This window comes from Corynebacterium sp. LaCa78, from assembly GCF_046717505.1.
GTDB lineage: Bacteria > Actinomycetota > Actinomycetes > Mycobacteriales > Mycobacteriaceae > Corynebacterium.
In genome coordinates this window covers 1,720,253-1,744,877 of record NZ_CP177112.1, presented here as the reverse complement: position 1 = coordinate 1,744,877, position 24,625 = coordinate 1,720,253, and the positions used below count along the sequence as shown (strand labels likewise).

Genomic DNA, 24,625 nt, shown 5'->3' with positions numbered 1-24,625 from the left:
TAAAGAGCGCGAATGAGCCGGCCGGGCGATCGCGTCGCCGCAAACGGGCAGCGTTGGTGCTGCTACGTGGGCGCCGAGGAAAGTCCGGACTCCACAGAGCACGGTGGTTGCTAACGGCAACCCGGGGCGACCCGCGGGCAAGTGCAACAGAAAGTAGACCGCCTTGTGCCTCCACTTGCGCTTCGGCCCAAGTTGGGGGCACAAGGTAAGGGTGAAACGGTGCGTTAAGAGCGCACCAGCACCGTCAGCGATGGCGGTGGCTGGGTAAACCCCACCGGGAGCAAGGCATCACGGCCCTGCCACGTTGCAGAGCCCGATCAGGCGTTTTAAGGCTGCTCGCTCGAGCCTGAAGGTAGCTGCTGGAACCAACCGGCAACGGTTGGTCTAGATGGATGTTCGCCGCGCGGCGTTCTGTTTAATGGGGCGCCGCGGTTAGACAGAATCCGGCTTATAGGCCGGCTCATTCGCCCTTAATCTTCTACCTTGGCTGGCTCGCCTGCGGCCAGATTCACCAGCAGGAAACCGTCTTCTGCCAGATCCGCCGCGAAGTTTTCCGCGCGGTTGCTGGGGACATAAGCAATAACGGCGCTAGATAACCCCGCATGCGCCGAGCGCGCGGCCACCGCCCCGCGGACCGTGACCAGCTCCGCGAGTTTTTCTGCGGAATCGAAGCCATAGATATTGGTCAGCGAGGCCTGCGATTGCAGCACAATGGGGAAAAGCTCATTGCGGCGGTGCGAGCGCAGGTAGCGCACGAAGTGCTCCACGCGGGAGGTCTCTTCCTCATAAAATGCCATCCACTCGGTAGCCGCATTGATGCTGGGGCGGCCCTCCTCGCCGTAGACCTTGTGCACCGCCTGGAGCCACTCCACCACGCGCTGTTGAGCATCGGGCAATAAGCGCAGCGACTCTGTGCCGAAAGAATGGCAGGCATCATCGACAAACTGCTGGCGCTGGCGGATGGAGTCAATTGCCTGTGACTGTTCTTCCGCAGTGTTCCCGGGCACCGCCACGGCGAAGGCCACCACGTCTTGGTCCACGACGTGGGGCGCGTGGGTGACCGAGCCATCGGCATAGTCGATGATGCACACACCGTCGCCACTGCTGCGCAGCGCGGCGGTGTGGCGCGCGCGAAGGGCGGGCTTATGGGCAAAGGTGGTCACCGCCTGCGTGCAGACATCCGCAACGCGCACGCGCAAGGGCGCGTCGAGGTTATCTGTTGGGCCCATTAAGGCAAGCGCTACGGCAACATCCGCCGCCGATGCGGCGCCTAAGCCGATATCGTTGGGGATATCGCTCACGATGGTGATATCCGCCCCAGCCGTCTCCCTGGACAGTAACTGGCGGTTGACCATGGTGTGTACGATGCCGCCGATGCGCGCGGCCAGCCCACCTTCTGGTGCGGGCGGAATGACCGGTTGCCCCTCCGAATCCGTCGTGGGCTGTTGCGCCGCAGCGAGCGCAGCCACCTCCTTCAGGCCAATGGAATCGTGCGCAGGCTCCCCAATTGCCGGCACGTAGTGGACGGAAACGATGCCATCCGTGCGCGAACTGACGGCCGCCGCTGCGCGGAGATCCGACAGGCTTGCGGCGACGATGCCTCCATAATGATCGATATGCTCACCAATGAGCGGCCAGGTCGCGGGCGCGCTGGCGACATGGGTGGGCTCCGTTCCCACGATAGAAGCGTGTTGTTGTGCAACGCGCTCAGCGATAGGGGACTTAGGCGTCGACCACAGTGGCATGAAGGCAAAAGCTCCTTTTCCAATTCGGCGGATAAAAATCACGCGGCTACGTGGCGCGGTCAAGCGCCATGGACAAAGTAGCCGGTAAAGCGGCTCCCTTGCTCTGCTTGACGGTGCAAGGGAGGCATGAAAAGTAATACTGCCCTCATATTCTAGCGGGCGCGTGTTTTCATGCATGGGTAGTGTGGGCACCAACCACAGGCGGGCAGCGCACACGTGCTGTCCAAAGTATATAGACGAAAGGGACTACCGTGGCGACTACAGCAGATGAGAAGTGGTATTACGACCCTTCCACCAAGGAAGTTAGCAAAGGCAAAGTGTCCGGCTGGGAAAACCGCATGGGGCCTTATGACACCCGCGAAGAGGCCGAGCACGCCATAGAAATCGCGCGCGCTCGCACCAAGGCCGCCGATGCTGCAGATAAAGAAGATGATGGCTGGGACTAGTTAACTTCCCAACCATCATCTAGCAGCTACCAATGCGGCACGGCTGGTGCCGCTGCCGCGCGCTACTTCTTCAGCTTCTTGCGCAGCGGCTTAAATGCGGCCTTGATGTCCTTGAAAGACTCGTTGTAATCATCCAAGGCGGCCAGGCCGATGGCGCGTTCGCGCTGGTACAGCAGGCCGTAACCAAAGGTATCTTCCCCGCGGCGGTGCGAAGCGTGGGCCAGTTCTAGCAATTTATCCCGTGAGGTAACCGAGTCTTGGAAATCCCCCAAGACCGATTGCATCTTCTTGCAGGCCTTGTATAGGCGCTTGGTCTTTAGCTTCGTTGCGGAACCGGCTGCTTCTGCTGCGTAACGCAGTTTCTTGGCAGCCTTGCGCATATCGTGGAAATAATCCTCGCGCTCGTGCAGCGAAAGCTCCGCGTTATCCCAATTGTCCACGGCCTTCTTATGCCGCTTGACTAGCTTCTTATAGGCCTTTTCCAAGTGGCGTGCCATGACGGCATCGACGTCCTCGGCTTCCGCATCGCCGGTGGAAGGTGACTTTTCCGTCTTCTTTTCAGCGGCCGATTCTTCCTCTGCGGGGTGCGTTTCCGCAGATTCATCGGTTGAACTTTCGGCTGCATCCTCAGACGTATCCCCGTCCGCGTCCACGGTAGCGGAATCGTCCTCGCCGTCGGCATCTTCTGCAGATTGGGCACCGGCCGTTGGGGGATCCGCCAAGAGGCGGTCGAGGGACTCGAGCAATTCGAGGTATTCCTCAGAATTTAGCGCGGCGACAACCCTGCGGTGCGCCCGGCGGTAGGCGGTACCCATGTCGCGGGAGATGTGTTCGCGGGTGGCGGCATCCAAGGTATCGGAGTCCTCGGACTCCAAGAGCTCTTGCCAGCGCTCTTCCACGACCTCTGCATCGCGGGCTACGCCCAAAATGCCGGCGAGTTCTTTGAGGTCGGCTTCGATCTTCTCAATCTGTGGGCCGACGACAATGCCGTGAAAAGTCTGCAGGTGGCTGCGCAGCTCGCGGGTGGCCACGCGCATCTGGTGCACCGAGTCCCACTCATCGCGGCGAACGCGCGGATCGTAATCAATGAGCTTGTCCCGGTTGGCTTGCAGCGCTGTAATAACTGCGGCTGCCGGGGAATCCTCGTCAACATCCGGGGTTACGAGTGCTGGCGGTAGGGGAGCATTGTTGTAGGAATCTCCCAGGGCTGACTTCAACTTAGACGGGGAGGAGGAAACGCGAGCCCCAGCGCCGATGAGAAGGGAAGTGGCGCGGCGAATGAAGTGGCTTCCTTCTTCGGTGCCTGGAAGCTCACCGGCAAGCTCCACTTCCCATTCGCGCCAGGATTGCTGCTGCCCGCCGGGCAGGAAGGAAAAGGCGGTGACGTGGTCATCGCAAAATTCCGCGACAGGATTATTGTGCTCATCCGCAAGCAGCATCTCGGTGCGGTTATTATCCACCTGCGCGATGGGGTTTAACTCGTTGTGGCGAACGATGGAACGCACCTGCCGTACCAGCTCTTGGGGTACCTCGTACTTGCCGTCTACCGGTTCTCCCAGCTCGGCATGGAGCTCGGTCCGGCCACCCTCGCTGGGGATCTTGATGTGCCAGCCATCGTCATTGCCGCCGGTGCGGCGGCGCAAGGTGATTTTGGCGTGCGTTAGGCGCAAATCTTCTGTGTCGTAATAGATGGCGGATAGAGCGTGGTGGCGCGTTTCTGCAATATGGTCAACGGATTCGAGTCGAGTGAGTTCAGGCAGTTGAGTCGATTCTGCTACGGCGAATTTCGCTTCTACTTCCAGGAAAGTCTGTGTTGACATTCACATACCCTTAAGCTTTTACAACAATTAATTTCACCTGTGATCCTACCCGTGACGAGCAGCACGCGCCTGAAAAATTTCGCAGCGTTTGCTGTGCGCACAGGTAGAAATGCGCAGCCGGCACCATGGGCTGAAAGCGGGCAGAAGAAGCCGCGGGGTGAGGGGCCGTCGGTATTAAGAATCGATGCCAGTGGCAGGCCCACCCAAGTGAGACTTATCCGCAGCCGTGATGCCATCAGTGATGCCATGCAGGCTATTCATGGATAGCGAGGATGTGGTCAGATTGGGAAATAGGCGGTCTCGGGTTTCCACAGCATGATCGGTGCGCGCCTGGAGCGCAGGTAGCGTCTGGGTGGCGGTGAGCTCTGCGTGGTGGCTGCAATAGGGAGATTCATCGAGTTTTTCTTCGATGCCCTCTTCATTGGCCAACTCCAGCAGCTCCCCGATCCGGGCGGCATAGGAAAGCCGGAAGCTCCGGCGATAGGACGCGGTGGTCTGTGTCGCGCGTGCAAACTCGGCACCCTCGCTATTGCGCATGTACCAATCGCATTGGCGGTTCAGCGAGGAGAACAGATCGGCGCAGTGGGCGGCGTCTTCGGGCGCGCCGATGATGCAGGCAAGACCCTTTTCGTGGATGAGGAGGGTGGTGCATCCATTGGCATTGGCGATGGTGCCTAACAATGTGACCTGGTGCTTGATATATGGCGGGTGAACGTGCACGCGGTGGGAAATGAGGCGGGGCTGGTCCACGGTTAAGAGATCTTCGATGCGGTATTTCTGCTGCAGCGACTGGGCCTTAGAAATAAGCACCTCTGCCTCTTCTGCAAAGGATGTGGACTCGGCCTTGCGCAATAGCCCCAAGACCTTTTGTCGGATTTTATCCTGCTTGTCGCTAGAGCCATCGGCCTGGCTGAGTTCGCCGCCGGACAAAAGCTCGGTATCGCGCAGACGCGGCAGGTGCACCAGCTCTTTCATGATGGCGCGCATCTTATCGCGGGGAATGAAATTTTCTTGCGGTGCTTCTAATTGCAGCCACGCTTTGCGTAGCGCGGGTGAGGTGATGCGGGCAGGTACGTGCGGGCTAGCGCGGTAGATGAGGGGATAGGAATAAGCGCCCAGGACGTGGCACAAATCGTCCGGGGACCACCCGTATTGGGCGGCAGTAACTACGGCATCGATAACGCTGGCAGAAAGTTCATCAACGTGGGAGGTCATACTAGTTTCTTCCTTTAGAAAGGTTGTACAGGTGTTCGCTTGCCCCACTAGCAAAGCACGTCCACGAAGCCGTACCTGCTGCATTAACCCCCGCTTGCTACCCCCTGAATACTCTGCCGACCTGCGAATCTGACCATGTGGAAATTGACTAATGAACTGCACACTGGCTAGCGGTGAGCCGGTAAGGTTTAGGGCATGAATAGCCAACACGAATTCGTCTTACGCACCGTTGAGGAACGCGATATCCGCTTTATCCGCTTGTGGTTCACGGATATCATGGGCGCCCTCAAATCCGTAGTGATGAGCCCCTCCGAACTCGAATCCGCCTTTGAGGAGGGGATTGGCTTTGATGGCTCGTCGGTAGAGGGGTTTTCCCGCATCTCGGAATCAGACACCATTGCGCTGCCGGATCCCTCCACCTTCCAAATCCTGCCCTTTGATGACAACGAACCGGACCTGCAAACGGCGCGCATGTTCTGCGATATTGCGCAGCCAGACGGCCAGCCCTCTGTGGTAGATCCGCGCCATATCCTGCGCCGCCAGGTCACCGAGGCCGCCAATGATGGATTTACCTGCATGGCCTCGCCAGAAATTGAGTTCTACCTGCTGGAACACAGCAAGGAACTGACAGACTTGGTCCCCACCGATAATGGCGGGTATTTCGACCAAGCGACGCACGATACCGCGCCGCTATTTCGCCGCCGCGCCATGCTTGCGCTGGAATCACTCGGCATCGCCACCGAATTTAGCCACCACGAAACCGCGCCGGGCCAGCAGGAAATCGATCTCCGCCACGCCGATGTGCTGACCATGGCGGATAATATTATGACCTTCCGGCGGGTTATTAAGCAGGTGGCCACGGATTCCGATGTGCGGGCAACGTTTATGCCCAAACCCTTTGAGGACCTTCCGGGCTCAGGAATGCACACGCACTTTAGCCTGTTTGAAGGCCAGTCCAATGCCTTCCACGATCCGGACGATGAATTTTCGCTCTCACACACCGCTAAGCAATTCATCGCCGGGATTTTGGAGCACTCTACGGAGATGAGCCCCATTATCAACCAGTGGCCCAACTCCTATAAGCGGCTGATGTTTGGCAATGAGGCGCCGGGCTCGGCCACGTGGGGTGTGCAGAACCGTTCCGCCCTAGTGCGCGTGCCTACGTACCGCCTGACCAAGGAAGAATCGCGCCGGGTGGAAATCCGCTCCATCGATGCCTCCATGAACCCATACCTGGGCTATGCCGTCATCCTCGCCGCAGGGCTGCGGGGCATCCGGGAGGGCTACGAATTAGACGATCCCGCAGAAGACGATGTCCACCAGCTCACCCACCGGGAACGCCGGGCCATGGGGTATAAGGATCTTCCCTCCAGCATGGATCAGGCCCTGCGCGAGTTCGAAAAGTCCGAATTTATGGCAGAGGTCTTGGGCGAGCACGTCTTCGAGTTCTTCTTGCGCGCCAAATGGGAAGAATGGCGCGATTACCAGCGCCAAATTACGACAGTCGAGCTGCGCAACAACCTGAACTTCTAGGAGAATAATGCGTCCTGCCACGGTGCCGTCGCCGGCGTCGCTGGGCCTTAGCCGGTCCCATGCCGCACAAGACTTAGAACAACTGGGATGGAATAACCCGGAGTCCGTTGACCTCTTATGGACGCTGGCTGCGGTCGGTGATCCAGATTTAGCGCTTAATAACCTCGTGCGCATTTACGAGCAGGCCCCGGAGCTCGATGCGGAAATCCGCAGCAATGAGCAAGTGCGGGTGCGCCTTCTTTCGCTCTTGGGTGCGTCGACGGCGTTCGGGGATCACCTCGCCGCCCACCCGGAGCTGTGGGAGGAGCTGAAAAAGCCCCTTCCGGAGCCAGAAGAGATGCTTACTAGCCTGCTTGAAGTGGTCGGCGCGCAGCCGGCAACGTTCGCTGCGGAGCTCGATGCTCCCGATCCGGCGAGGGAGGATCTCAGCGCGCCGGGTACGTACCGCGCGAGCGAGGGCGAGCATAAAAAAGAGATGCGGACCCAGTACCGCACGCTGATGATGCGGCTTGCCGCGCACGATGTGGCGGGTACCTTCCACTCCCGCAAGGGGCAATCCCGACCGCAGCCGGAGGTAAGCTTCCGGCAAGTCACCACGCTGACTACGGCGCTTGCCGATGCCGCCCTCACGGCCTCCCTTGCCGTTGCGGTGCGCAAGATCTACGGCGACGATCCGCTCGATGCACAGCTTGCGGTCATGGCGATGGGCAAGTGCGGTGCCGGGGAGCTGAACTATATCTCCGACGTGGACGTCATCTTCGTCGGCAGCGAGGCAACTCCCAAGGCCACCCGGCTCGCCGCGGAGTTTAACCGGATCGGGTCGACGACATTTTTTGATGTCGATGCGAACCTGCGGCCAGAGGGTAAGTCTGGGGCGCTGGTGCGCACGTTGGATTCACACGTGACCTACTACCGCCGGTGGGCAGAAACCTGGGAATTCCAGGCGCTGCTCAAGGCGCGGGCGATGACCGGTTACCTGCCGCTGGGAGAGGATTACTTGGAGCAAATCCGGCCGATGGTCTGGACGGCCTCGCAGCGCGATTCCTTCGTGGAAGACGTCCAAGCCATGCGCCGACGCGTATTGGATAATGTGCCAGATGAGCTCAAACACCGCGAGCTCAAGTTGGGCGTCGGCGGGCTGCGCGATATCGAATTCGCGGTGCAATTGCTGCAATTGGTGCACGGGCGTTCTGATGAATCCCTGCGCGCGCTGTCGACGGTACATGCCCTCGACGCGCTTATCTCTGCAGGCTACGTGGGTCGCGAAGACGGCACGCAGCTCATTGAGGCTTATGAATTCTTGCGCCTTTTAGAACACCGCCTGCAATTGGAGCGCTTCCGCCGTACGCACACCCTGCCAGCAGACGATGATGAAGCGGGCTTGAACTGGCTCGCGGTGATTTCTGGATTCTCCCCGCAGGGCACTAAGTCTGCGGTGCAGGGCATGCTCGCGCATTTGCGGCGCATCAGGATGCGCATTTCTGAGTTGCACTCGCGCCTGTTTTATCGCCCGCTGCTCAATTCCGTGGTGACCATGTCCGCCGATGAGCTCAAACTTTCGCCGGAGGCGGCAAAGCTGCAGCTTGCGGCATTGGGCTATAGCTCGCCGGATCGCGCATTCGAGCACCTGACCTCTTTGGCATCCGGTACGTCCCGCAAGGCACGCATTCAAGCCATCTTGCTGCCGACCTTGATGGAATGGCTGGCAGACACCGCCGATCCAGATATGGGGTTGCTCAATTACCGCAAGTTATCTGAGGCCGCCCGGGATAGGTCGTGGTTCCTGCGCATCCTGCGGGATGAGGGGATAGTCGGCCAGCGCTTGATGCATATTCTGGGAACCTCGCCATTTACCGCGGACCTTATCATCAGCGCCCCGGATTCGGTGAAGCAGCTTTCCGATGGCGCGACCGGCCCCAAGCTGCTCGAAACCAAGCCGGAGCAGGTGTCTAAGGCGCTGGTCAATTCCAGCAAGCGCCATGCGCACCCGGATAAGGCGGTGGCGGTCGCGCGTTCGCTGCGCAGGGTGGAGTTGGCGCGCATCGCCAGTGGCGATCTCTTAGGGATTATCCCCGTTGAGCAGGTGTGCCAAGAGCTGTCGACCATCTGGAACGCGGTATTGGAAGCCGCCCTCCGCGCGGAGGTGCGGGCCTGGCGGAACGACCACGAGGATGCGGAACCGCCGGCGCGCATTGCGGTGATTGGAATGGGCCGGCTCGGCGGCCGTGAGCTTGGGTTCGGTTCCGATGCGGATGTCCTTTTCGTGGCAGAGCCTGAGGCTGCGGACGATGAAGGCGAGGCCATGCGGTGGGCCATCGGGATCGTCGATAAGCTGCGACGCCGCCTTGCCAAGCCCTCTGGGGATCCGCCCTTGGACGTCGACCTGGGCCTGCGCCCGGAAGGGCGATCTGGTGCGGTGGTGCGCAGCATTGCCTCCTACAAGCGCTATTACCGCGAGTGGGGCGAGGCCTGGGAAATGCAGGCGCTGCTGCGCGCGGCCTTCATCGCTGGGGACGAGGAAGTGGGCCAGCGCTTTATGGAGATGATCGATGAATACCGCTACCCGGATAGCGGCGCGAGCCAGTCCACCATTCGCGCCATCCGACGCATGAAGGCTCGGGTGGATAACGAGCGCTTGCCGCGGGGAGCTGACCGCACCACTCACACGAAGTTGGGGCGTGGCGCCCTGACCGATATTGAGTGGACGGTGCAGCTGCTGATTATGATGCACGGGCACGAACATCCCAAGCTGCGGCAGCCAGGGACCTTGCCGGTATTGGATGCGCTGGAAGAAAGCGGCATATTAAGCGCCGATCAAACCGGTGACCTGCGAGATGCGTGGTTGATGGCAACGGATGCCCGCAATGCGTTGGTGCTGGTGCGCGGCAAGCGCGTGGATCAATTGCCTGGGCCCGGACCACAACTGGCACAGGTGGCCGGTGCGGCCGGCTGGACGCCGGAGAATAACCAGGATTTCTTAGATACGTACCTGAAATTGACCCGGCACGCGCGCAAGGTGGTCGATGAAGTCTTTTGGGGAGAGGAGGAATCCTTCGAGCATTCTTAAAGTTGCCGCATAACTTGGTCTATGCAGCGCTAATTCCCTTAACTTTTAAAGTATCGGACTCTAAAGTAGGAACAAGTTAGAGAAAGGATCTTTGGTTATGTCATTTCAGCTGCAGCTCGATGTGGACTCCGCCACGGTTGGAGAATTGGCCGCGTTGCTTTCTGCCGCTCGCGCGGCTGGGGTCCGTGATGATGACGTCCTAGAATTAGATGGCACCACCTTGACCATCGCGGTCTCGGCCCCGCAGACGGGCGCGTCCCGCGCCGGGCAGAACGTCGATGCGCCGCAGCGCGCAGACGACTTCGAACGCGAGGGCAGTGCGGACTCCCGCTCCCGCGGGCGCGGCGACCGCATTGGGGAGGCCACGATCCGCTCGCTTATCGATATCTTGAATGAACGCGGCACTGGCAATTCCTCGCGCGGTAATGGATACGGATTCTTCGGGGGAAGTTCGGATTACCATGGCTAAATCACCGGGGGCCCACCGCAGAAAGCTTATCTACCTCTGGGGCTGTATCGCCGTGGCGGCCATAATCGCCGTCGTCGTTGGCACGTGGGCAACCAACCGCCATCACCCGCCTAAAGGGACGATGACCGTGGGCGATGCCGTAGCCGGGGGCGTGGTGCAGGAAGAAGCGCCCGCCCAGGTTAATGGTGCAGTGGGAGGCGATGCGTCTTCAGAGGCCAATCGCGTGATGTCGCTGGCGAAGGCGTTGGGTATTCCGTTGGAATCGGTGCCGCGCGATATTACCCAGAATAAATCCGGAAAGTCTGATGTCCGGCAGTATCTAGAGCGCGAGTTAAAGAGCGCCGTGGCCTCTGGTGAGCTGGATGAAGACGATGAAAAGGCCATCATCGGTGCCTTTGAAAAGGGGATTGTCATCCCAGCCAGCGATGGCATCGTGGCTGAAAGCGCCCCGGCTAATTAGGTCAGTACCAGTCTCTGCTTAGCCCCCGACTCGTGCTTCGGCTGGGGCAGCCGCTTGAGCGCCTTCCAGTCGAGGAATGCCCAAGAAGTTTCAGGAAACCGGCAGACTGGGGGCATGGCTTTAACAGCTCGTCTCCCTAGAGTTATCCCATAACGAAACGGTAACGAAGCAAGCTGAGCGTTACCGAGGGACTGGAGGAGACGATGACAATCAAGAATAAGTTATCCACAACCGCGGCGGTGGCCGCAGCCATAGTCTTTCCTATTAGCGGGGGATTAGGTATTGCCTTTGCGGTAAACGCGGTTCCAGCAGAGACCATAGCCCAAGCAGCAACCGGGGACCCATTACTCCTGCACCTCAAGTCCGCATTCGATCTAGCAACTGCAATAGCGCGGCGATGACGTGAATACCCCATCCGCGCACCGCCGCAGCTGCTAAAGTGCCAGGCATGTTGGTTGATGCCGTTCGCCTGAAATCCATGCCGCGGGATTATCGCCGTAGCCTGCCTGTCTTTGATTACCTGGCAGATTTAAGGCGCTTTTCCTTTACCCGCCCGGTGACGATTTTCGTCGGTGATAACGGCATAGGAAAATCCAGCCTGCTGGCCGCCATGGCAACGGATCTTGGGTGTTCTCCCAAGGGCGGCCGGATGGGGGATCCGGAAGCAATCTTGCCGTTAAGCCCGGTGGTCTGCGAGGGCACGGGACTCATTCAGCGGGCCTATTTTTTGCGCGCGGAAACCCATGAATACCTCCTTTCGCGCGAGCAATCCCCCGAGGAATCCGGCGGGCGTTCCATCCTGCCCTCCCAGGTGGACGTGCAGGCCCGCTCGCACGGCGAGTCCGTTTTCGATGTGCTCTATGAGCGCGTCGATGGCGCGGGGGTATATATCTTTGACGAACCAGAATCGGGCTTATCCGTTGTCCGGCAACTGGCGCTGATCGCTGAAATCGCCCAAGCCGTTGACCGCGGTGCACAGGTATTTATCGCCACGCATTCACCGATCTTGCTGGGCTGCCCCAATGCCGATATCGTGGAATTAAATGACACCGGCTTCCAGCGCATTTCCTTTGATGAGGCCGAAGCCGTGGCAGCGACCAAGGAGTTCCTCGCGGATCCAGAGGGAACCATCAACTTTATCTTGGATCCAAAGGCAGAAGAAGCGGAAGAAGAGACGGAAGCCACGGAGATAGCGGCTGTCGATGAGGCCGAAAGGACCGAATAAGCAGCGTTAGGTTACCTCCACGATCCTCACGGAGGGCCCCGCGTAGCCACCGCGTCGGCGCAGGATGTGGGTGATGACGACTCCGACCATGCCGCACAACCATACGGCCAAGACAGCGAGGGAGGCGGAGGTGAAATCGGGCATGGAGTAATTGGGGGCATCGGCAGAGTGGTCCAATACCATGCCGAATAATTGCGCGCCCAACATGCCGGAGGTAAACCCGCCCATATTGCCCAAGCCGGTTGCGGTAGCGACGACAGAGCGGTCCATGTTCTCGCGGACGATGTCGAAGCCATAATTCGACGTCGGCGTGCACAGCGCCAGGATGAAGGAGACCGCGGTGATGGCAGCGAGGCCCCCGCCGGTGCCGAAGGCGAAGAATAGCACCCAAGTCAGCACGTGCAGGCTGACGAACCCGAGCGCGACCCAGGGGCGGATATTCTGCGCGCGGGAAGAAATCCGGCCGTGCAGGGGCCCGACCAGAACCAAAAACACGGCCAAGAGGGTCAGTACGAGGCTGGCCTTGCCCTTGGACAACTCCATGCCTTGGGTCATCATGGGCATGCCCCACAGCATGACAAAGACAATCAGCGGCAACATGCCGCTGTAGTGGATAAAGTATGCCTGCCAGGCAATAGGCGAGGTAAAGACCGCCTTCAAGCGCGCACCGATGCTGCTGCCCTGGGAGTTTGGTGGTTCCTTCTCCAGCGGAATAACCCCGAGCTTTTCTGGGGAGTCAGCGACCGCGACTGCGGCGGCAATGGCGACGAGGATGCCCACTGCACCCAAGGTCACGAATGCCGCGGTCCATCCGGCTGTTCCTAGTAACCAGAGGAACGGGACGGCGGAAATGAATTGACCCATCTGGCCAATGGAGGAGGTCACCTGGGTAAACATCGGTGTGCGGTGCAGCGGGAACCAGTAGGGCAGGATGCGCATTACCGATAAGAATCCCGTGGCATCGCCGGCGCCGATGAGCACGCGCGCGAAGATGGCTACCCCGTAATTGCTGGTAAAGCCGAGTATGACCTGGCCGACGCCCATAATGACCGCGCCCACGACGAGCAGGATGCGGGGGCCAAATTTATCGATCAGCATGCCGGTGGGGATTTGTGCGATGGCATAGACGCCCAATTGCACGGAGGTAAATACCGCGATGCGCCCGGCATCGACGCCGAAGCGCTCGATGGCATCGAGGCCGGCTACGCCGAAGGAAGACCGCCCGGTAATGGCTACGAGATAGACCGCCATGGCCGCGACCCAAATCATTAACGCCTGGGTTGTGATAACTTCTCTTGGATTTGGCTGCGACATGGCTGATACCTTACGCGTTAACTACTAGGATTCATCTTGTGAAGTATATTTCGACCCGTGATACCACCGGCCAGCCCGCATCCTTTACGGATATCCTCTTAGGAGGGCTAGCGCCCGATGGTGGCCTATACCTGCCTGAAACCTACCCGCAACTGGACTCCGCCACGCTGGATACGTGGCGCACAGTGGTCAAAACTGACGGCTATGCCGCCCTTGCGGCTGAGGTAATCAAGCTGTTTATCGATGATATTCCAGAGGAAGATCTGGATAAAATCGCCGCCCGAGCATATACCAGCCCGAAGTTTGCCTCCCCTGAGATCGTCCCGGTCACTGAGCTTGGCGATGACCTCTTTATAGGCCACCTTTCCGAGGGCCCCACCGCTGCATTTAAAGACATGGCCATGCAGCTTTTGGGCGAGCTTTTTGAATACGAGCTCGCCCGCCGCGGGGAGACGCTGAATATTTTGGGCGCTACCTCTGGCGATACCGGCTCTTCTGCTGAGTACGCCATGCGCGGGCGCGATGGCATCCGCGTTTTCATGTTGACTCCGGCTGGGCGCATGACCGCCTTCCAACAGGCGCAAATGTTCGGCTTGGATGATCCGAATATTTTCAATATCGCCCTCGATGGTGTCTTTGATGATTGCCAGGACGTGGTAAAGGCCGTCTCCAGCGATGCGGAATTTAAAGCCAACTACCGCATCGGTGCGGTCAACTCCATTAACTGGGCCCGCCTGTTGGCCCAAGTGGTTTACTATATTTCCTGCTGGATCAAGGTCACCGATAATAACGAACAAAAGGTATCCTTTAGCGTTCCCACCGGTAACTTTGGCGATATCTGCGCCGGGCATATCGCCCGCAGCATGGGCCTTCCCATCGATCGCCTCATCGTGGCGACGAACGAGAATAACGTATTGGATGAGTTCTTCCGCACCGGCAACTACCGCCCGCGTCCGGCCGCGGAAACCATGGCCACCTCGTCGCCGTCTATGGATATTTCCCGCGCCTCCAACTTCGAGCGCTTCGCCTTTGATCTTTTAGGCCGCGATGTCACCCGCGTTGCGGATCTCTTTGGCACCAAGGTCAAAGAAGGCGGGTTTAACCTTGAAGAAGATCTCATTACGGCCGCGCGTGAAGACTACGGTTTCTTGTCCGGTTCCTCCACCCATGAAGACCGCCTCGCCACCATCAAGGACGTGAACGAGCGTTATGGTTACCTGGCGGATCCGCACACGGCCGATGGCATCAAGGTGGCGCGTGCGGCCCAAAAAGAGGGCGTGACGACGCCTATCGTCTGCTTGGAGACGGCACTGCCGGTAAAGTTCAGCGAAACCATCACCGAGGCCATCGGGAGCGCGCCGCAGCCACCGGAGCGGTTTGCTGACATCTTGAACGCGGAGCGCCACGTGGCGGATCTGCCCAACGATGCCGCAGCGGTCAAGGACTTTATTACCTCGAGCATCAAGAACACGGAGGTGTAGCAAACACATGGCATTAGAAAACTTCGCAGGGCCGGAGCACTATACCGAATTCGATCCGGAAAAATTCATCCGCGACTTAAAAGCACAAGCAGAGGCGGATAAGGAAGAACAGGACAAGGACTCTGCAGGTGACGCGGGTACGGATAGCCAGTAGTCTGCTGGCAGCAGCAGGGCTGTTTATGGTGGCATCGTGTAGCACCGATGCCACCCAGCAGCAGGATGGGGTGGTTGCGCAATCCACCGACACGCCACCGCCGGCGCCGCCGAACGAGTTTTATGAGCCCGCGGTGGTGCCGGTGCCCCCAGGCGCCGCGCTGAACTTAACCACGAGCGACCCACAGCCGGGCGAGTACTTTAACTTCCAGTCCTGCACGGCGGCGTGGTCCTTCGCGCTTGCCGATGGCCGCACCATCGCCGTGACGGCCTCCCATTGCGGCAAACCTGGCGATAAGGTCTGGGCCGGAACCCAAGAGGGCGATTTTGTATACCCAGCCGATCCGGTAGGCGAGGTGATCTATTCGGATTTCTTTGCCGAGGAGACTAATCACTTGGACGTTGCCTTCATCGAGCTGTACCGCGACGCGGACTACTACACCCCAGGCGAGGTAGCCACCACCGTAGCGACGCAGCTGGACAAGCTGCCGGATGCGGTATGCAAGCTGGGCAGTTCCACCATTGTGACCTGTGGGAACGTGAAAAACGCGGTGGATTCCACACAACTAAATTACCAGGGTCTAGAACATGATTCCAATGCGGCCCTGGCGGAGATGTGCAGCGCGGTCGGGGATTCCGGCGGGCCCGTCTACGGCGATGTAGACGGCCGGCAGACCATCGTGGGGCTGGTCTCTGGAATCACCGAGCCCTTGGACGAGGGGCATAGCTGTGAAGACACGCAACAAAACATCGACGTGGCCTTTACCACCGCACCGGATATCCAGGAACTGGCGCTGAAGGTCCTCGGCCCCGTGGCATAAGACCAGCCAAGATTGGCTACGCTAGGTGGTATGCCAACGCCTGATTATATTGTGAAGCTGCGTGAATCTATCGGCCACGATCAGCTCTTCGTCCCCGCGTGCAGCGCCATCATTCTCCGCGATGTACCAACCGGTGCGGCCCTGTGGGAGGTGCCGTCCGTACTTCTGGTCAAGCGCGCGGATAATGCCGTGTGGACCCCTGTGGAAGGCATTTGTGAGCCTGGCGAGGAGATTACGACCACCGCCTTGCGCGAGGTCAAGGAAGAGGTAGGCCTCGATGCCAAGGTGGAAGCGCTCCTTGGCGTTGGCCAGTCCGGCCCAGTGACCTATCCTAATGGCGATGAATGCATGTTCATGGGCACCGCGCTGCGCCTATCTGTCGCCGACGGCGCTGAGCCCGTCATTAGCGATGAAGAAAACACCGAAGCGCAGTGGTTCTCGGTGGCCCACCTTCCGGATAGCTTGTCGCGCCGCCATCGCCTGATGGTCGCGGATGCCGTGGCGCACCTCAAGCACCCGCAGGGGTTTTCTCCCCGCATGGGCTGGATGAAGCGCAGCGAGCAGCCCGGGCTCTAGCGCGTTTCCTCCGCGCCGATGAGTAGTTGCTTGAGCTCATCCGCGCTCTTCGCTACGACCAGCTCTTGAGCGATACATTTTTGAGCCTCCGCCGCGTCTTTATCGGATCCGCAGCAGATGACCGTGGCACCGATAGTCATCAGCAGCTTTCCCCGCCGCGCGAGCTCAAAAAATAGCTCGCAATCTTCTGGACCCCATTCCCAGGCGGTGCCATAGAAATCCTGGGCGCCATCGCCAAGCCAGGAGGTTTCAAGAACCAGGCCTGCTCGGCACAAAAAGACCCCGTCGCGCCGCAGACCGGCGAGCACTTCCCTCACCCCGGTAAGGTCCGCAGCATCCCAGGCGATGAAGGTAATAGGCGAAGAGCTCATAGCCCGATGATAGACGAGGAAAGACACCTCCTAGTGAGTCAGTTCTTTGCGCGTGCGGCCCTCCCAGAGCCAGCCTAAGAAACGCGCCGAGCACAGGCACCAGTGCGCGATAAGGAGCAGGGGAATGCTCAGCGCGATAACGTCAAGCCATTCTGAACCATTGACCAATGCTGTCTGGTGCCCGCCCATGCTCACGGTGCCAGGCGGGAAGGTGCAGGCCCACCACGCAGGGGAGTAGGGAACCCAGCGGGCTGCTTGCGGATAGAAAGTCACCATCGCATAAAGCGATAGCGGGATGGCAATAGCAAGGGCAATAAGACCGTAGTACACGGAGATACTGCCGGGGTAGAGGATCTGCATTGCGGTGGTAGATTGCCCAACCACGCCTAGCGGCACCCACGCGGTGGCGGATTTACCACCACTAAAATCCACCGTGCCGTGCCAGGCCGCCCAGTAGACGTAGGCAAATACCGGGACTGCCGTCAGCAAGGACATGGCGAAGAGCGCGGTGCCCATGATGTGGTAAATCTGCCCATAATCGCGGGCCAGCCACCCGGCTACCGATGCCGAAATCATCGGCCCTACTAAGGGAAGGCCCCAGGTAAAACGCGGCTCTCCATCGAAGCGGGTGAGCTGAATGCCCCACGTGATAACGGTGACGGGGCCACCGATCCAAAAGCCGACGAGGCGGAATACTCCAATGCCCGTCAACCCGGATAGTGCCGCCCCAAGCGCGAGGACGCCGATGAAAAACATGGACCATTCCGCCATGGTGGTCCGCTCAAACCGCGGACTGCGGTAGAGGGCGTAACCGGCAGTCAGCACGACGAAGATGGCGCATGCGAGTGCCGCAAATACACCTGCGGCAACGAGCATGTCTTCTTCAACCAACATGCGCGAGACGATGGAGGTGCCCATGAGGCTGCCGGCCCAGGCAGGACCAGGAGGGGGAAGTTGGCGGAATTTATCAGTCACTACCTAGATTCTAATTTCATCTAGAGCTTCTTACTTAGACTGAGCCGCTTTTAATTTGGTGAAAACCCTCATGCGTGCGCTGGAGAGCGTCCATCCTCAAAGTGGGCAGCGATTATGGCGAAGCTCTCGGATATACCTAGCAGTGCCACCGCAAGCAAAAGAAAGCAGCCACCTAAGCATTGGTTAGGTGGCTGCTTTGTAGAAAATGCAAGCTGAGAACTTGCAGTGACGGCTTAGCAGTCGAAGTAGAGCTCGAACTCCTGCGGGGTGGGACGCAGGCGCGCGGGGTTGATCTCGTTTTCGTACTTGTAGTTGATGTAGGTCTCGAGGAGATCCTCGGTAAAGACATCGCCCTCGGTCAGGAAGTCCATGTCTTCCTTCAGCGCCTCCAGGGAAGCCTCCAGGGAGGTTGGTGCCTGCGGGATGGACTCAGCCTCTGCTGGCGGCAGCTCGTAGAGGTCCTTATCCACCGGGGCGTGCGGCTCAATGCGGTTCTTCACACCATCCACACCGGCCATCATCATGGCGGCAAAGGCCAGGTATGGGTTGCTGGATGGGTCCGGGGCGCGGAACTCGATGCGCTTAGCCTTCGGGTTGGAACCGGTAATCGGGATGCGGATCGCAGCCGAACGGTTGCGCTGGGAGTACACCAGGTTGATCGGCGCCTCGAAGCCAGGAACCAGGCGGTGGTAGGAGTTCAGCGTTGGGTTGGTAAAGGCGAGCACGGCGCCGGCGTGGTGGAGGATGCCGCCGATGAAGTAGCGGGCGATATCGGAAAGCCCGGCGTAGCCAGCCTCATCGTGGAAGAGGGGCTCGCCGTCCTTCCACAAGGACATGTGGGCGTGCATGCCAGAACCATTATCGCCAGCCAGCGGCTTAGGCATGAAGGTCGCGGTCTTGCCCCACTCCTGGGCGGTGCGCTTGACCACGTACTTGAAGGTCTGGATGTCATCGCCGGCGTGCAGCAGCGAGTTGAAGCGATAGTTGATCTCGTTTTGGGCCGCGCCCACCTCATGGTGGAAACGCTCGATCTGGAAGCCGACCTCTTGCAGGTTGGCCACGATGTCATCGCGGACCTCGCTGTGCTTATCGTACGGCGGGGTGGGAAAGTAGCCGCCCTTTACGCGGGTCTTGTAACCGGTATTGGGGGTGCCGTCCAAGTTGGTCTCGTTATCGCGGTTCCACCAGCCTTCGTTCGAGTCCACCTCATAGAAACCGTGTTGCATATCGGTGCCATAGCGCACGGAATCGAAGAGGTAGAACTCGGCCTCGGCGCCAAAGTTACAGGTATCGGCGATGCCCGTGGACTGCAAGTATTCCTCGGCCTTGCGGGCAATATTGCGCGAGTCACGGGTAAAAGGCTCAAAGGTAAAGGGATCGTGGACGAAGAACTTGATATTCAGGGTCTTCGCCGAACGGAAGGGATCGATATGCGCGGTGGCCGGATCCGGCAGCAGCGTCATATCGGATTCTTCAATGGTGGTAAACCCACGAATGGAAGAACCATCAAAGGCCAAGCCATTTTCGGCATCTTCTTCAGTAAATTCGCTGGCAGGGATGGAAAAGTGGTGCTCGGTGCCGGGGACGTCCGTAAAGCGGACATCCACGAACTTTACGTCCTCATCCTGAATATATTGGACGATGTCCTGCACTGTCTCGAAAGACAAGATTGCCTCCTGTTTGTTGGCCGATGAATTATCTGCCTATAGCCTACTAGTTTTATCCACCCAGCATGGCCATTGGCCTCGTTTCACTTCTGGGTGAGGGGCAACTAAATTGGTGAGCATGGCAGACAAGCGCACGTGGCTCGACGGGCCCAATATTCCGGGCGAATATGACGATGCAGGAACCCCCAGCCGGTGGCCCGGTGAAAACTTGGGCTTGCCGGAATCCGGACCTGGGTCCATGGCGTCGGTAGGCCGCCGCGCAGGCGCCGTAGCCATTGACTGGATCATTTGCATGCTGCTGGCCAACGTCATCCACATGGTCACCACGCAGCTCGGCGGCGTGTCCTTTTTGGGCTATGCGCTCTGGGCATTAATGGGCATCGTATGTGGCTGGTTATTCGCACGCACCCCGGGCATGCTCATCCTTGGCATGGGCGTGGCCCGCTTGGATGTGCCTGGCGCGCAGGTGGGTTTCTGGCGCGCGGCAGTGCGCACGCTGCTTACCGGCGTCATCTTCCCAGCCGCCATGGTGGACGCGGACGGGCGCGGCATGCACGACCGGGCGACGGGCACCGTCGTTATCAATTCTTAGCGGCGCGCGGGGATAAGTCCCGCGCACCGTAAAACTACGAAAACCACGACAGTCCCTGCAACCTTTCCCAATCGGGCGGTTGCAGGGACTGTTTGTGTTGTAGAGCAAGGCGAGAGCCGAAAGCCTAGCCAAGGCGAGTGGCTAACGGTGCGTTTAGCCCTTGCCCTTGCGCTGTTGCGCGCGGCGCATGCGGCGGTTCATGCCGGACATGTTCTGCGCCTGCTGCGGCATTGGGCCCTTGGGCATGCCCGGCATCGTCCCAGGCATGGAGTCCATGGCCTCAATGCGGCGGATATTGTCGTAGGTGGCGTTCTTATTGTAGTTGCGAGGCAGCTTCATGAGGTGGTTGCGCAGCTTGGATACCGGCACCTCGTCTTCGCCGGTGCCGACGTAGACCTCATAGACCGGCACGCCGCCGGCAATCTTGTCCACGCGCTTTTTTAGCTGGTTAAGGGTGGGGCGAAGGCGGTTCTTATTGCCCTCGCACACGAAGATGACGCCCGCATTGCCGATGACCCGGTGGATTAGGTCCTGCTGGCGGGTGGCGGCGATGCCGGATTTTACGGACCATACAATGCCGACGGTATTGCGCAGCTGCTGCTCCAAGGCCCAACCGGCGGCGCCGGGTTGGTCTTCGACGCGCTTGTACATATCGCGTTCCAAGCGGCGGGTAAACAGGAACATCGCCAAAAGCGCGCCCAGGCCCAAGCCGATAATCAGCATGAACCACTGGCCATTAAAGAGCATGCCAATGAGGAAGAACAGAAGGCCGACGCCGAGGAAGGCGGCCAGCATGATAGGGATGAGGGCCTTATCCTGCTTGCGCTGCAAATTGAATGCCTGCCACAACTGTGACCAGGTTTGCTTACGCTTTTGGCGCTTAGCCGCGCGTTCTTGCTTCTTGGCAGCTTTCAGGGCTGCTTTGTCATCTTTCGCCATGGTTCCTACTTTAAAGGTCAGGTGGCATAAATGTTAAACGGCCCCCGCAGATGGCGAGGGCCGAGTAAGAATATTCCGCGGTTTAGCGCACGGTTGCCGCGACCGAATTAGCATTGGCCGGAGTCTTGGCCATGCGGGTGGTCACCGGGGTTTCTTTCGAGGGACCGTACTTATCCAGCAAGGTGGATGCCTCCTGGGCGGTAGCGCCCTGGGACGTTTCCTTCAGGTGCTGGAGGTTTTCCGGCAATTCCAAGCCGCGCTTTTCCATGGCCTGCACGTACAGGCGGCCGGCGCGGTAGGAGGAGCGAACCAACGGGCCGGACATGACGCCGCCGAAGCCCAGCTCCTTGGCCAGCTTGGAGTGGGCCACGAATTCCTCCGGGCGCACCCAGCGCTCGATGGGGTGGAAGCGCGGGCCGGGGCGCAGGTACTGGGTGATGGTGATGATGTCACAGCCAGCCTCGCGCAGGTCGCGCAATGCTTCCTCAACCTCGTCCTCGGTCTCGCCCATGCCCAAAATCAGGTTGGACTTGGTAATAAGGCCGTAGTCGTGGGCCTGGCGGATGACATCGAGGGAGCGCTCGTAGCGGAAGGCCGGGCGGATGCGCTTGAAAATGCGCGGCACGGTCTCCAGGTTGTGGGCGAAGACCTCCGGTTGTGCCTCAAAGACCTCTTCGAGCAGGTCCGGCTTGCCAGAGAAATCCGGGGTGAGGTTCTCCACGCCGGTGTGTGGGTTGAGCTCGTGGATCTTGCGCACGATCTCCGCATACAGCCACGCGCCCTCATCCGGGAGGTCATCGCGGGTTACACCGGTAATGGTGGTGTAGTTGAGGTCCATTTCCTGGATGTTTTCGGCCACGCGGCGCGGCTCGTCGCGGTCGAGCGGCTCCGGCTTGCCGGTAGCAATATCGCAGAAGTCGCAACGACGGGTGCACTTATCGCCGCCGATGAGGAAGGTTGCCTCGCGGGATTCCCAGCATTCGTGGATATTCGGACAACCGGCTTCTTGGCAGACGGTGTGCAGGGAGGCGCCGGCCACGCGGGACTTCATGTCCTCATAGCCCGGTCCGGTGCGTACCTGGTTGCGGATCCACCGCGGCTTTTGTTCGATGGGCGACTCCGCATTTTTCTTCTCAATGCGGAGCATCTTGCGTCCTTCAGGCTTTACAGTCACAAATACTCACTTTATCGATCAAAGATGGTGATGGCTAATAGCTCTTCTAGCTTCAAGGCGCGCGGGCACACAACTATTCCACGCTAGCCCCAAACTAGGGCCACGGGGCTTAAGCCTGCGCTTGCCGACGCCGCTCCCGCGCCTTCTCATTCGCAATCTTTGTGGGATCGGGTGCGGAACCGAAACTGTGATCGGCGACGATGAGGCGGCCGGAGAGGGCATCATCAAGCGCCCGTAATAGCGGCTGTGAGGCTTCTTCCATCGTGACCTCGCGGCCGAGTTCCAGCGAAAGCGTGGTGATATCAGCATCATCGATGCCACAGGCCACGATGTGGTCGTAGTACTCCAGCGTATTGCTGCAGTTAAGCGCTAGGCCGTGCATGGTCACCCCGCGGGTGATGCGGATCCCCAGCGCGGCAATCTTGCGATCGCGCTGCGAGGCGGAAGGATCTTTGGCCTGGGTGGTAGAGGGAACCCATACCCCAGAGCGACCATCGATGCGGCCTGCGGTAGTCACGCCCAGCTCGCGCACCGCCTGGATGGTGGCCTCCTCGAGGCGGCGGACATAATCGACGACATCGACAGGCTCCGCCAGCTTGATGATGGGGTAGAGCACCAACTGCCCTTCCCCGTGCCAGGTGATGCGCCCGCCGCGGTCCACGGTGATAACCAGCAGATCGTTATCCGGCATATCCTCCGGCTGCGTGCGCTTGCCCGCAGTATAGATATTGGGGTGTTCGACCACTAAGACCACATCGTCCTGCGTGCCCTGCGCGCGCGCCGCCGCCACCTCCGCCTGATAATCCCACGCCTCTTGGTAATCCATGCGGCCCAAGTGGCGTATTTCAAGGGGATTGTCCGAGGCGCGAATGGAGCGTTCAGCGGGAAAGAAAGGATCGCGTGGTGCAGTCATAATCTCTAGTGTCGTCTTCTTTGGTAGGGAAAAGCAAAGCGAGGAAAAGCAAAGCGGGAGAATGCCATGGCATCCTCCCGCCTATTTTTCTGTTCGAGTGGGTCGAACGAACCGTCTTTTAGTCCAGGCCGTTCGCGGAGGCGTATTCGTCAGCCTCCATGAGCTCGCCTGCTTCATCCACCTCGACCTCGAAGAGCCAGCCTTCACCGAAGGGATCGTTGTTGATGACGGCGTAGTCATCGTGCACGGCATCGTTGACGGCCTTCACGGTGCCGGTGACCGGGGAGAACAGGTCAGATACGGACTTGGTGGATTCGACCTCGCCACAGGAATCGCCGGCGGTGATGGTATCGCCAACCTCAGGCAGCTCTGCGAAGACGACCTCCCCCAGGCGGTCTGCGGCCACGGAGGTGATACCGATGCGAACGGTCTTGCCTTCTACGGCGTCCTTGGCGGCGTTTACCCATTCGTGGTCTTCGGAGTAGGAAAAGTCTTGGGGCAGGTTAGACATAGTATGTAGTCCTTTCGGGCTGAATATTTAGGGTGTGCGGATGGTTTACTTATCGCGCTTGTAGAACGGCAACGCGGTTACCTCAAAAGGATAACGCTTGCCGCGGATTTCTACCTCGACTGCGGTGCCCGGTTCGAGATCCGCGCTGGTATCGAGCAGCGCGATCGCCACCGGGTGGCCGAGCGTGGGGGAGGGCTGGCCAGAGGTGACGGTGCCGACCTTGGTGTCATTGAGGAAAACCTCGGCGCCGGCGCGCGCGGCGCGGCGCTGATCCGAGGTGAGCCCGGAGATAACGACCTGTGGGCCCTCCTCGGCGCGCTTGCGGATGACCTCTGCGCCGACGAAGTCCGCTTCCTTCTTAGCAAAGGCGCGCGACATGCCCGCCTCTACCGGGGTGATATCGCGGGAGAGCTCGTTGCCGTAGAGCGGCATGCCAGCCTCCAATCGCAGCGAATCGCGCGCGGCTAGGCCGCACGGCTTGATGTCATATTCCGCGCCCGCCTTGAGCAATTCTTCCCACAGCTGCGGGGCATCGGAGTTATAGACGATGAGCTCGAAGCCGTCCTCACCGGTATAACCGGTGCGCGCGATGATGGCGAAGGTGCGCGCCACCTTGCCCATCGTGGCGGCGTAGTAGCCCAGCTCGTAGACGGTGTCTTGCTTATTGTCCTCTACCAGCGGGACGAGGATTTCCGCGGCCTTGGGGCCCTGCACGGCGATCATGGCGACGTCGCGGGACTCGTTTTTGAGCTCAACGTCAAAACCCTCGGCACGCTTATTGAGCTCGTCCCAGACGGTATCGGCATTGCCAGCATTGGGCACAACGAGGAACTTTTTCTCCTCGAAGCGATAGGAAATCAGGTCATCGATGATACCGCCGTCTTCAGCGGTGATCATGGAGTACTTGGCCTTGCCCACCTTCAGCGAATCTAGATTAGAGATGAAGGAGTAGGACAAGAACTTGCCGGCATCGGGTCCATTGACCCAGATTTCTCCCATATGGGAGAGATCAAACAGGCCGGCGCTGGTGCGAACGGCGCGGTGTTCTTCCAGTTCGCTGTTGTACTTCAGCGGCATATTCCACGGCCCAAAGGCCGTGAAGGTAGCGCCGAGTTCCTCGTGCTTGGCATTGAGCGGGGAGGTTAGAAGTTCGGTCAT

General features: G+C 59.6%; 23 protein-coding genes and 1 other RNA gene. 12 read left to right on the top strand and 12 right to left on the bottom strand.

Annotated features, from left to right (window positions below; all coding sequences use genetic code 11):
• Positions 1-13 precede the first annotated feature (13 nt).
• Positions 14-467, top strand: an RNA gene (rnpB, locus tag ACLI1O_RS08355) — RNase P RNA component class A.
• A gap of 3 nt (positions 468-470) precedes the next feature.
• Here the strand turns inward: rnpB and ACLI1O_RS08350 are convergent.
• Positions 471-1,745: a galactokinase family protein gene (locus ACLI1O_RS08350; RefSeq protein ID WP_239269719.1), complete on the bottom strand. Its 1,275-nt coding sequence runs from the start codon at positions 1,743-1,745 to the stop codon at positions 471-473.
• Positions 1,746-1,996: 251 nt separating this feature from the next.
• Here ACLI1O_RS08350 and ACLI1O_RS08345 point away from each other — a divergent pair, with 251 nt between their 5' ends.
• Complete coding sequence (locus ACLI1O_RS08345) at positions 1,997-2,191, top strand: hypothetical protein (protein WP_023023202.1); 195 nt, start codon at positions 1,997-1,999, stop codon at positions 2,189-2,191.
• Positions 2,192-2,253: 62 nt separating this feature from the next.
• On the opposite strand, the gene ACLI1O_RS08340 is transcribed toward ACLI1O_RS08345, so the two are convergent.
• Entirely contained in the window at positions 2,254-4,011 is a 1,758-nt protein-coding gene (locus ACLI1O_RS08340) for a CYTH and CHAD domain-containing protein (RefSeq protein WP_239269720.1), read from the bottom strand.
• A gap of 174 nt (positions 4,012-4,185) precedes the next feature.
• Positions 4,186-5,226, bottom strand: coding sequence for a DUF2786 domain-containing protein (locus ACLI1O_RS08335; protein WP_411706804.1), 1,041 nt, complete (start codon positions 5,224-5,226; stop codon positions 4,186-4,188).
• Positions 5,227-5,421: 195 nt separating this feature from the next.
• Here ACLI1O_RS08335 and ACLI1O_RS08330 point away from each other — a divergent pair, with 195 nt between their 5' ends.
• From ACLI1O_RS08330 to ACLI1O_RS08310, 5 genes are all read left to right on the top strand, one after another.
• Entirely contained in the window at positions 5,422-6,759 is a 1,338-nt protein-coding gene (locus ACLI1O_RS08330) for a glutamine synthetase family protein (RefSeq protein WP_239269722.1), read from the top strand.
• A gap of 7 nt (positions 6,760-6,766) precedes the next feature.
• Positions 6,767-9,826, top strand: coding sequence for a bifunctional [glutamine synthetase] adenylyltransferase/[glutamine synthetase]-adenylyl-L-tyrosine phosphorylase (locus tag ACLI1O_RS08325; RefSeq protein WP_239269723.1), 3,060 nt, complete (start codon positions 6,767-6,769; stop codon positions 9,824-9,826).
• Positions 9,827-9,923: 97 nt separating this feature from the next.
• On the top strand, positions 9,924-10,295 hold the full coding sequence (locus ACLI1O_RS08320; RefSeq protein WP_239269724.1) for a hypothetical protein: 372 nt from the start codon (positions 9,924-9,926) through the stop codon (positions 10,293-10,295).
• Positions 10,288-10,755 carry a hypothetical protein gene (locus tag ACLI1O_RS08315; RefSeq protein ID WP_034659092.1) on the top strand — a complete coding sequence of 156 codons (468 nt, stop codon included), beginning with the start codon at positions 10,288-10,290 and terminating at the stop codon, positions 10,753-10,755. Before ACLI1O_RS08320 ends, ACLI1O_RS08315 begins: the two co-directional genes overlap by 8 nt.
• A 448-nt stretch (positions 10,756-11,203) precedes the next feature.
• The gene (locus tag ACLI1O_RS08310; protein ID WP_239269725.1) at positions 11,204-11,980 is read left to right on the top strand and encodes an AAA family ATPase; all 777 of its coding nucleotides are present in this window, start codon (positions 11,204-11,206) and stop codon (positions 11,978-11,980) included.
• Between the two features lie 6 nt (positions 11,981-11,986).
• Here the strand turns inward: ACLI1O_RS08310 and ACLI1O_RS08305 are convergent, their stop codons facing one another.
• The gene (locus ACLI1O_RS08305) at positions 11,987-13,294 is read right to left on the bottom strand and encodes an MFS transporter (RefSeq protein ID WP_239269726.1); all 1,308 of its coding nucleotides are present in this window, start codon (positions 13,292-13,294) and stop codon (positions 11,987-11,989) included.
• Positions 13,295-13,332: 38 nt separating this feature from the next.
• Here ACLI1O_RS08305 and thrC point away from each other — a divergent pair, with 38 nt between their 5' ends.
• The 4 genes from thrC to ACLI1O_RS08285 are packed head-to-tail and all read left to right on the top strand — an operon-like array spanning position 13,333 to position 16,325.
• Positions 13,333-14,775, top strand: a complete 1,443-nt coding sequence (gene thrC, locus ACLI1O_RS08300) for a threonine synthase (protein ID WP_239269727.1) — start codon at positions 13,333-13,335, stop codon at positions 14,773-14,775.
• Between the two features lie 7 nt (positions 14,776-14,782).
• Positions 14,783-14,929 (top strand): hypothetical protein, encoded by a 147-nt coding sequence (locus ACLI1O_RS08295; protein WP_005278279.1) that lies wholly within the window; start codon positions 14,783-14,785, stop codon positions 14,927-14,929.
• 25 nt (positions 14,930-14,954) lie between these two features.
• Positions 14,955-15,749 (top strand): trypsin-like serine protease, encoded by a 795-nt coding sequence (locus ACLI1O_RS08290; protein ID WP_284849667.1) that lies wholly within the window; start codon positions 14,955-14,957, stop codon positions 15,747-15,749.
• Positions 15,750-15,779: 30 nt separating this feature from the next.
• On the top strand, positions 15,780-16,325 hold the full coding sequence (locus tag ACLI1O_RS08285) for an NUDIX hydrolase (protein ID WP_239269729.1): 546 nt from the start codon (positions 15,780-15,782) through the stop codon (positions 16,323-16,325).
• On the opposite strand, the gene ACLI1O_RS08280 is transcribed toward ACLI1O_RS08285, so the two are convergent.
• From ACLI1O_RS08280 to glnA, 3 genes are all read right to left on the bottom strand, one after another.
• Positions 16,322-16,696 carry a hypothetical protein gene (locus ACLI1O_RS08280; RefSeq protein WP_239269730.1) on the bottom strand — a complete coding sequence of 125 codons (375 nt, stop codon included), beginning with the start codon at positions 16,694-16,696 and terminating at the stop codon, positions 16,322-16,324. The two genes, ACLI1O_RS08285 and ACLI1O_RS08280, sit on opposite strands and share 4 nt — an antisense overlap.
• Positions 16,697-16,726: 30 nt before the next feature.
• The gene (locus tag ACLI1O_RS08275; RefSeq protein WP_239269731.1) at positions 16,727-17,671 is read right to left on the bottom strand and encodes a hypothetical protein; all 945 of its coding nucleotides are present in this window, start codon (positions 17,669-17,671) and stop codon (positions 16,727-16,729) included.
• 233 nt (positions 17,672-17,904) lie between these two features.
• On the bottom strand, positions 17,905-19,338 hold the full coding sequence (gene glnA, locus ACLI1O_RS08270) for a type I glutamate--ammonia ligase (protein WP_239269732.1): 1,434 nt from the start codon (positions 19,336-19,338) through the stop codon (positions 17,905-17,907).
• A gap of 118 nt (positions 19,339-19,456) precedes the next feature.
• Between glnA and ACLI1O_RS08265 the strand changes: the two genes are divergently transcribed.
• A complete protein-coding gene (locus ACLI1O_RS08265) occupies positions 19,457-19,930 on the top strand; it encodes an RDD family protein (protein WP_239269733.1) in 474 nt (157 codons plus the stop codon).
• A gap of 153 nt (positions 19,931-20,083) precedes the next feature.
• Here the strand turns inward: ACLI1O_RS08265 and ACLI1O_RS08260 are convergent, their stop codons facing one another.
• The 5 genes from ACLI1O_RS08260 to gcvT form a co-directional block, all read right to left on the bottom strand.
• Positions 20,084-20,869 (bottom strand): DUF4191 domain-containing protein, encoded by a 786-nt coding sequence (locus ACLI1O_RS08260; RefSeq protein ID WP_284772035.1) that lies wholly within the window; start codon positions 20,867-20,869, stop codon positions 20,084-20,086.
• An 82-nt stretch (positions 20,870-20,951) separates the two neighbouring features.
• Positions 20,952-22,016, bottom strand: a complete 1,065-nt coding sequence (lipA, locus tag ACLI1O_RS08255) for a lipoyl synthase (protein WP_005278301.1) — start codon at positions 22,014-22,016, stop codon at positions 20,952-20,954.
• A 136-nt stretch (positions 22,017-22,152) separates the two neighbouring features.
• Entirely contained in the window at positions 22,153-22,956 is an 804-nt protein-coding gene (lipB, locus tag ACLI1O_RS08250; RefSeq protein ID WP_411706803.1) for a lipoyl(octanoyl) transferase LipB, read from the bottom strand.
• A gap of 118 nt (positions 22,957-23,074) precedes the next feature.
• Complete coding sequence (gcvH, locus tag ACLI1O_RS08245; RefSeq protein WP_239269736.1) at positions 23,075-23,467, bottom strand: glycine cleavage system protein GcvH; 393 nt, start codon at positions 23,465-23,467, stop codon at positions 23,075-23,077.
• Between the two features lie 45 nt (positions 23,468-23,512).
• Complete coding sequence (gcvT, locus tag ACLI1O_RS08240) at positions 23,513-24,625, bottom strand: glycine cleavage system aminomethyltransferase GcvT (RefSeq protein ID WP_239269737.1); 1,113 nt, start codon at positions 24,623-24,625, stop codon at positions 23,513-23,515.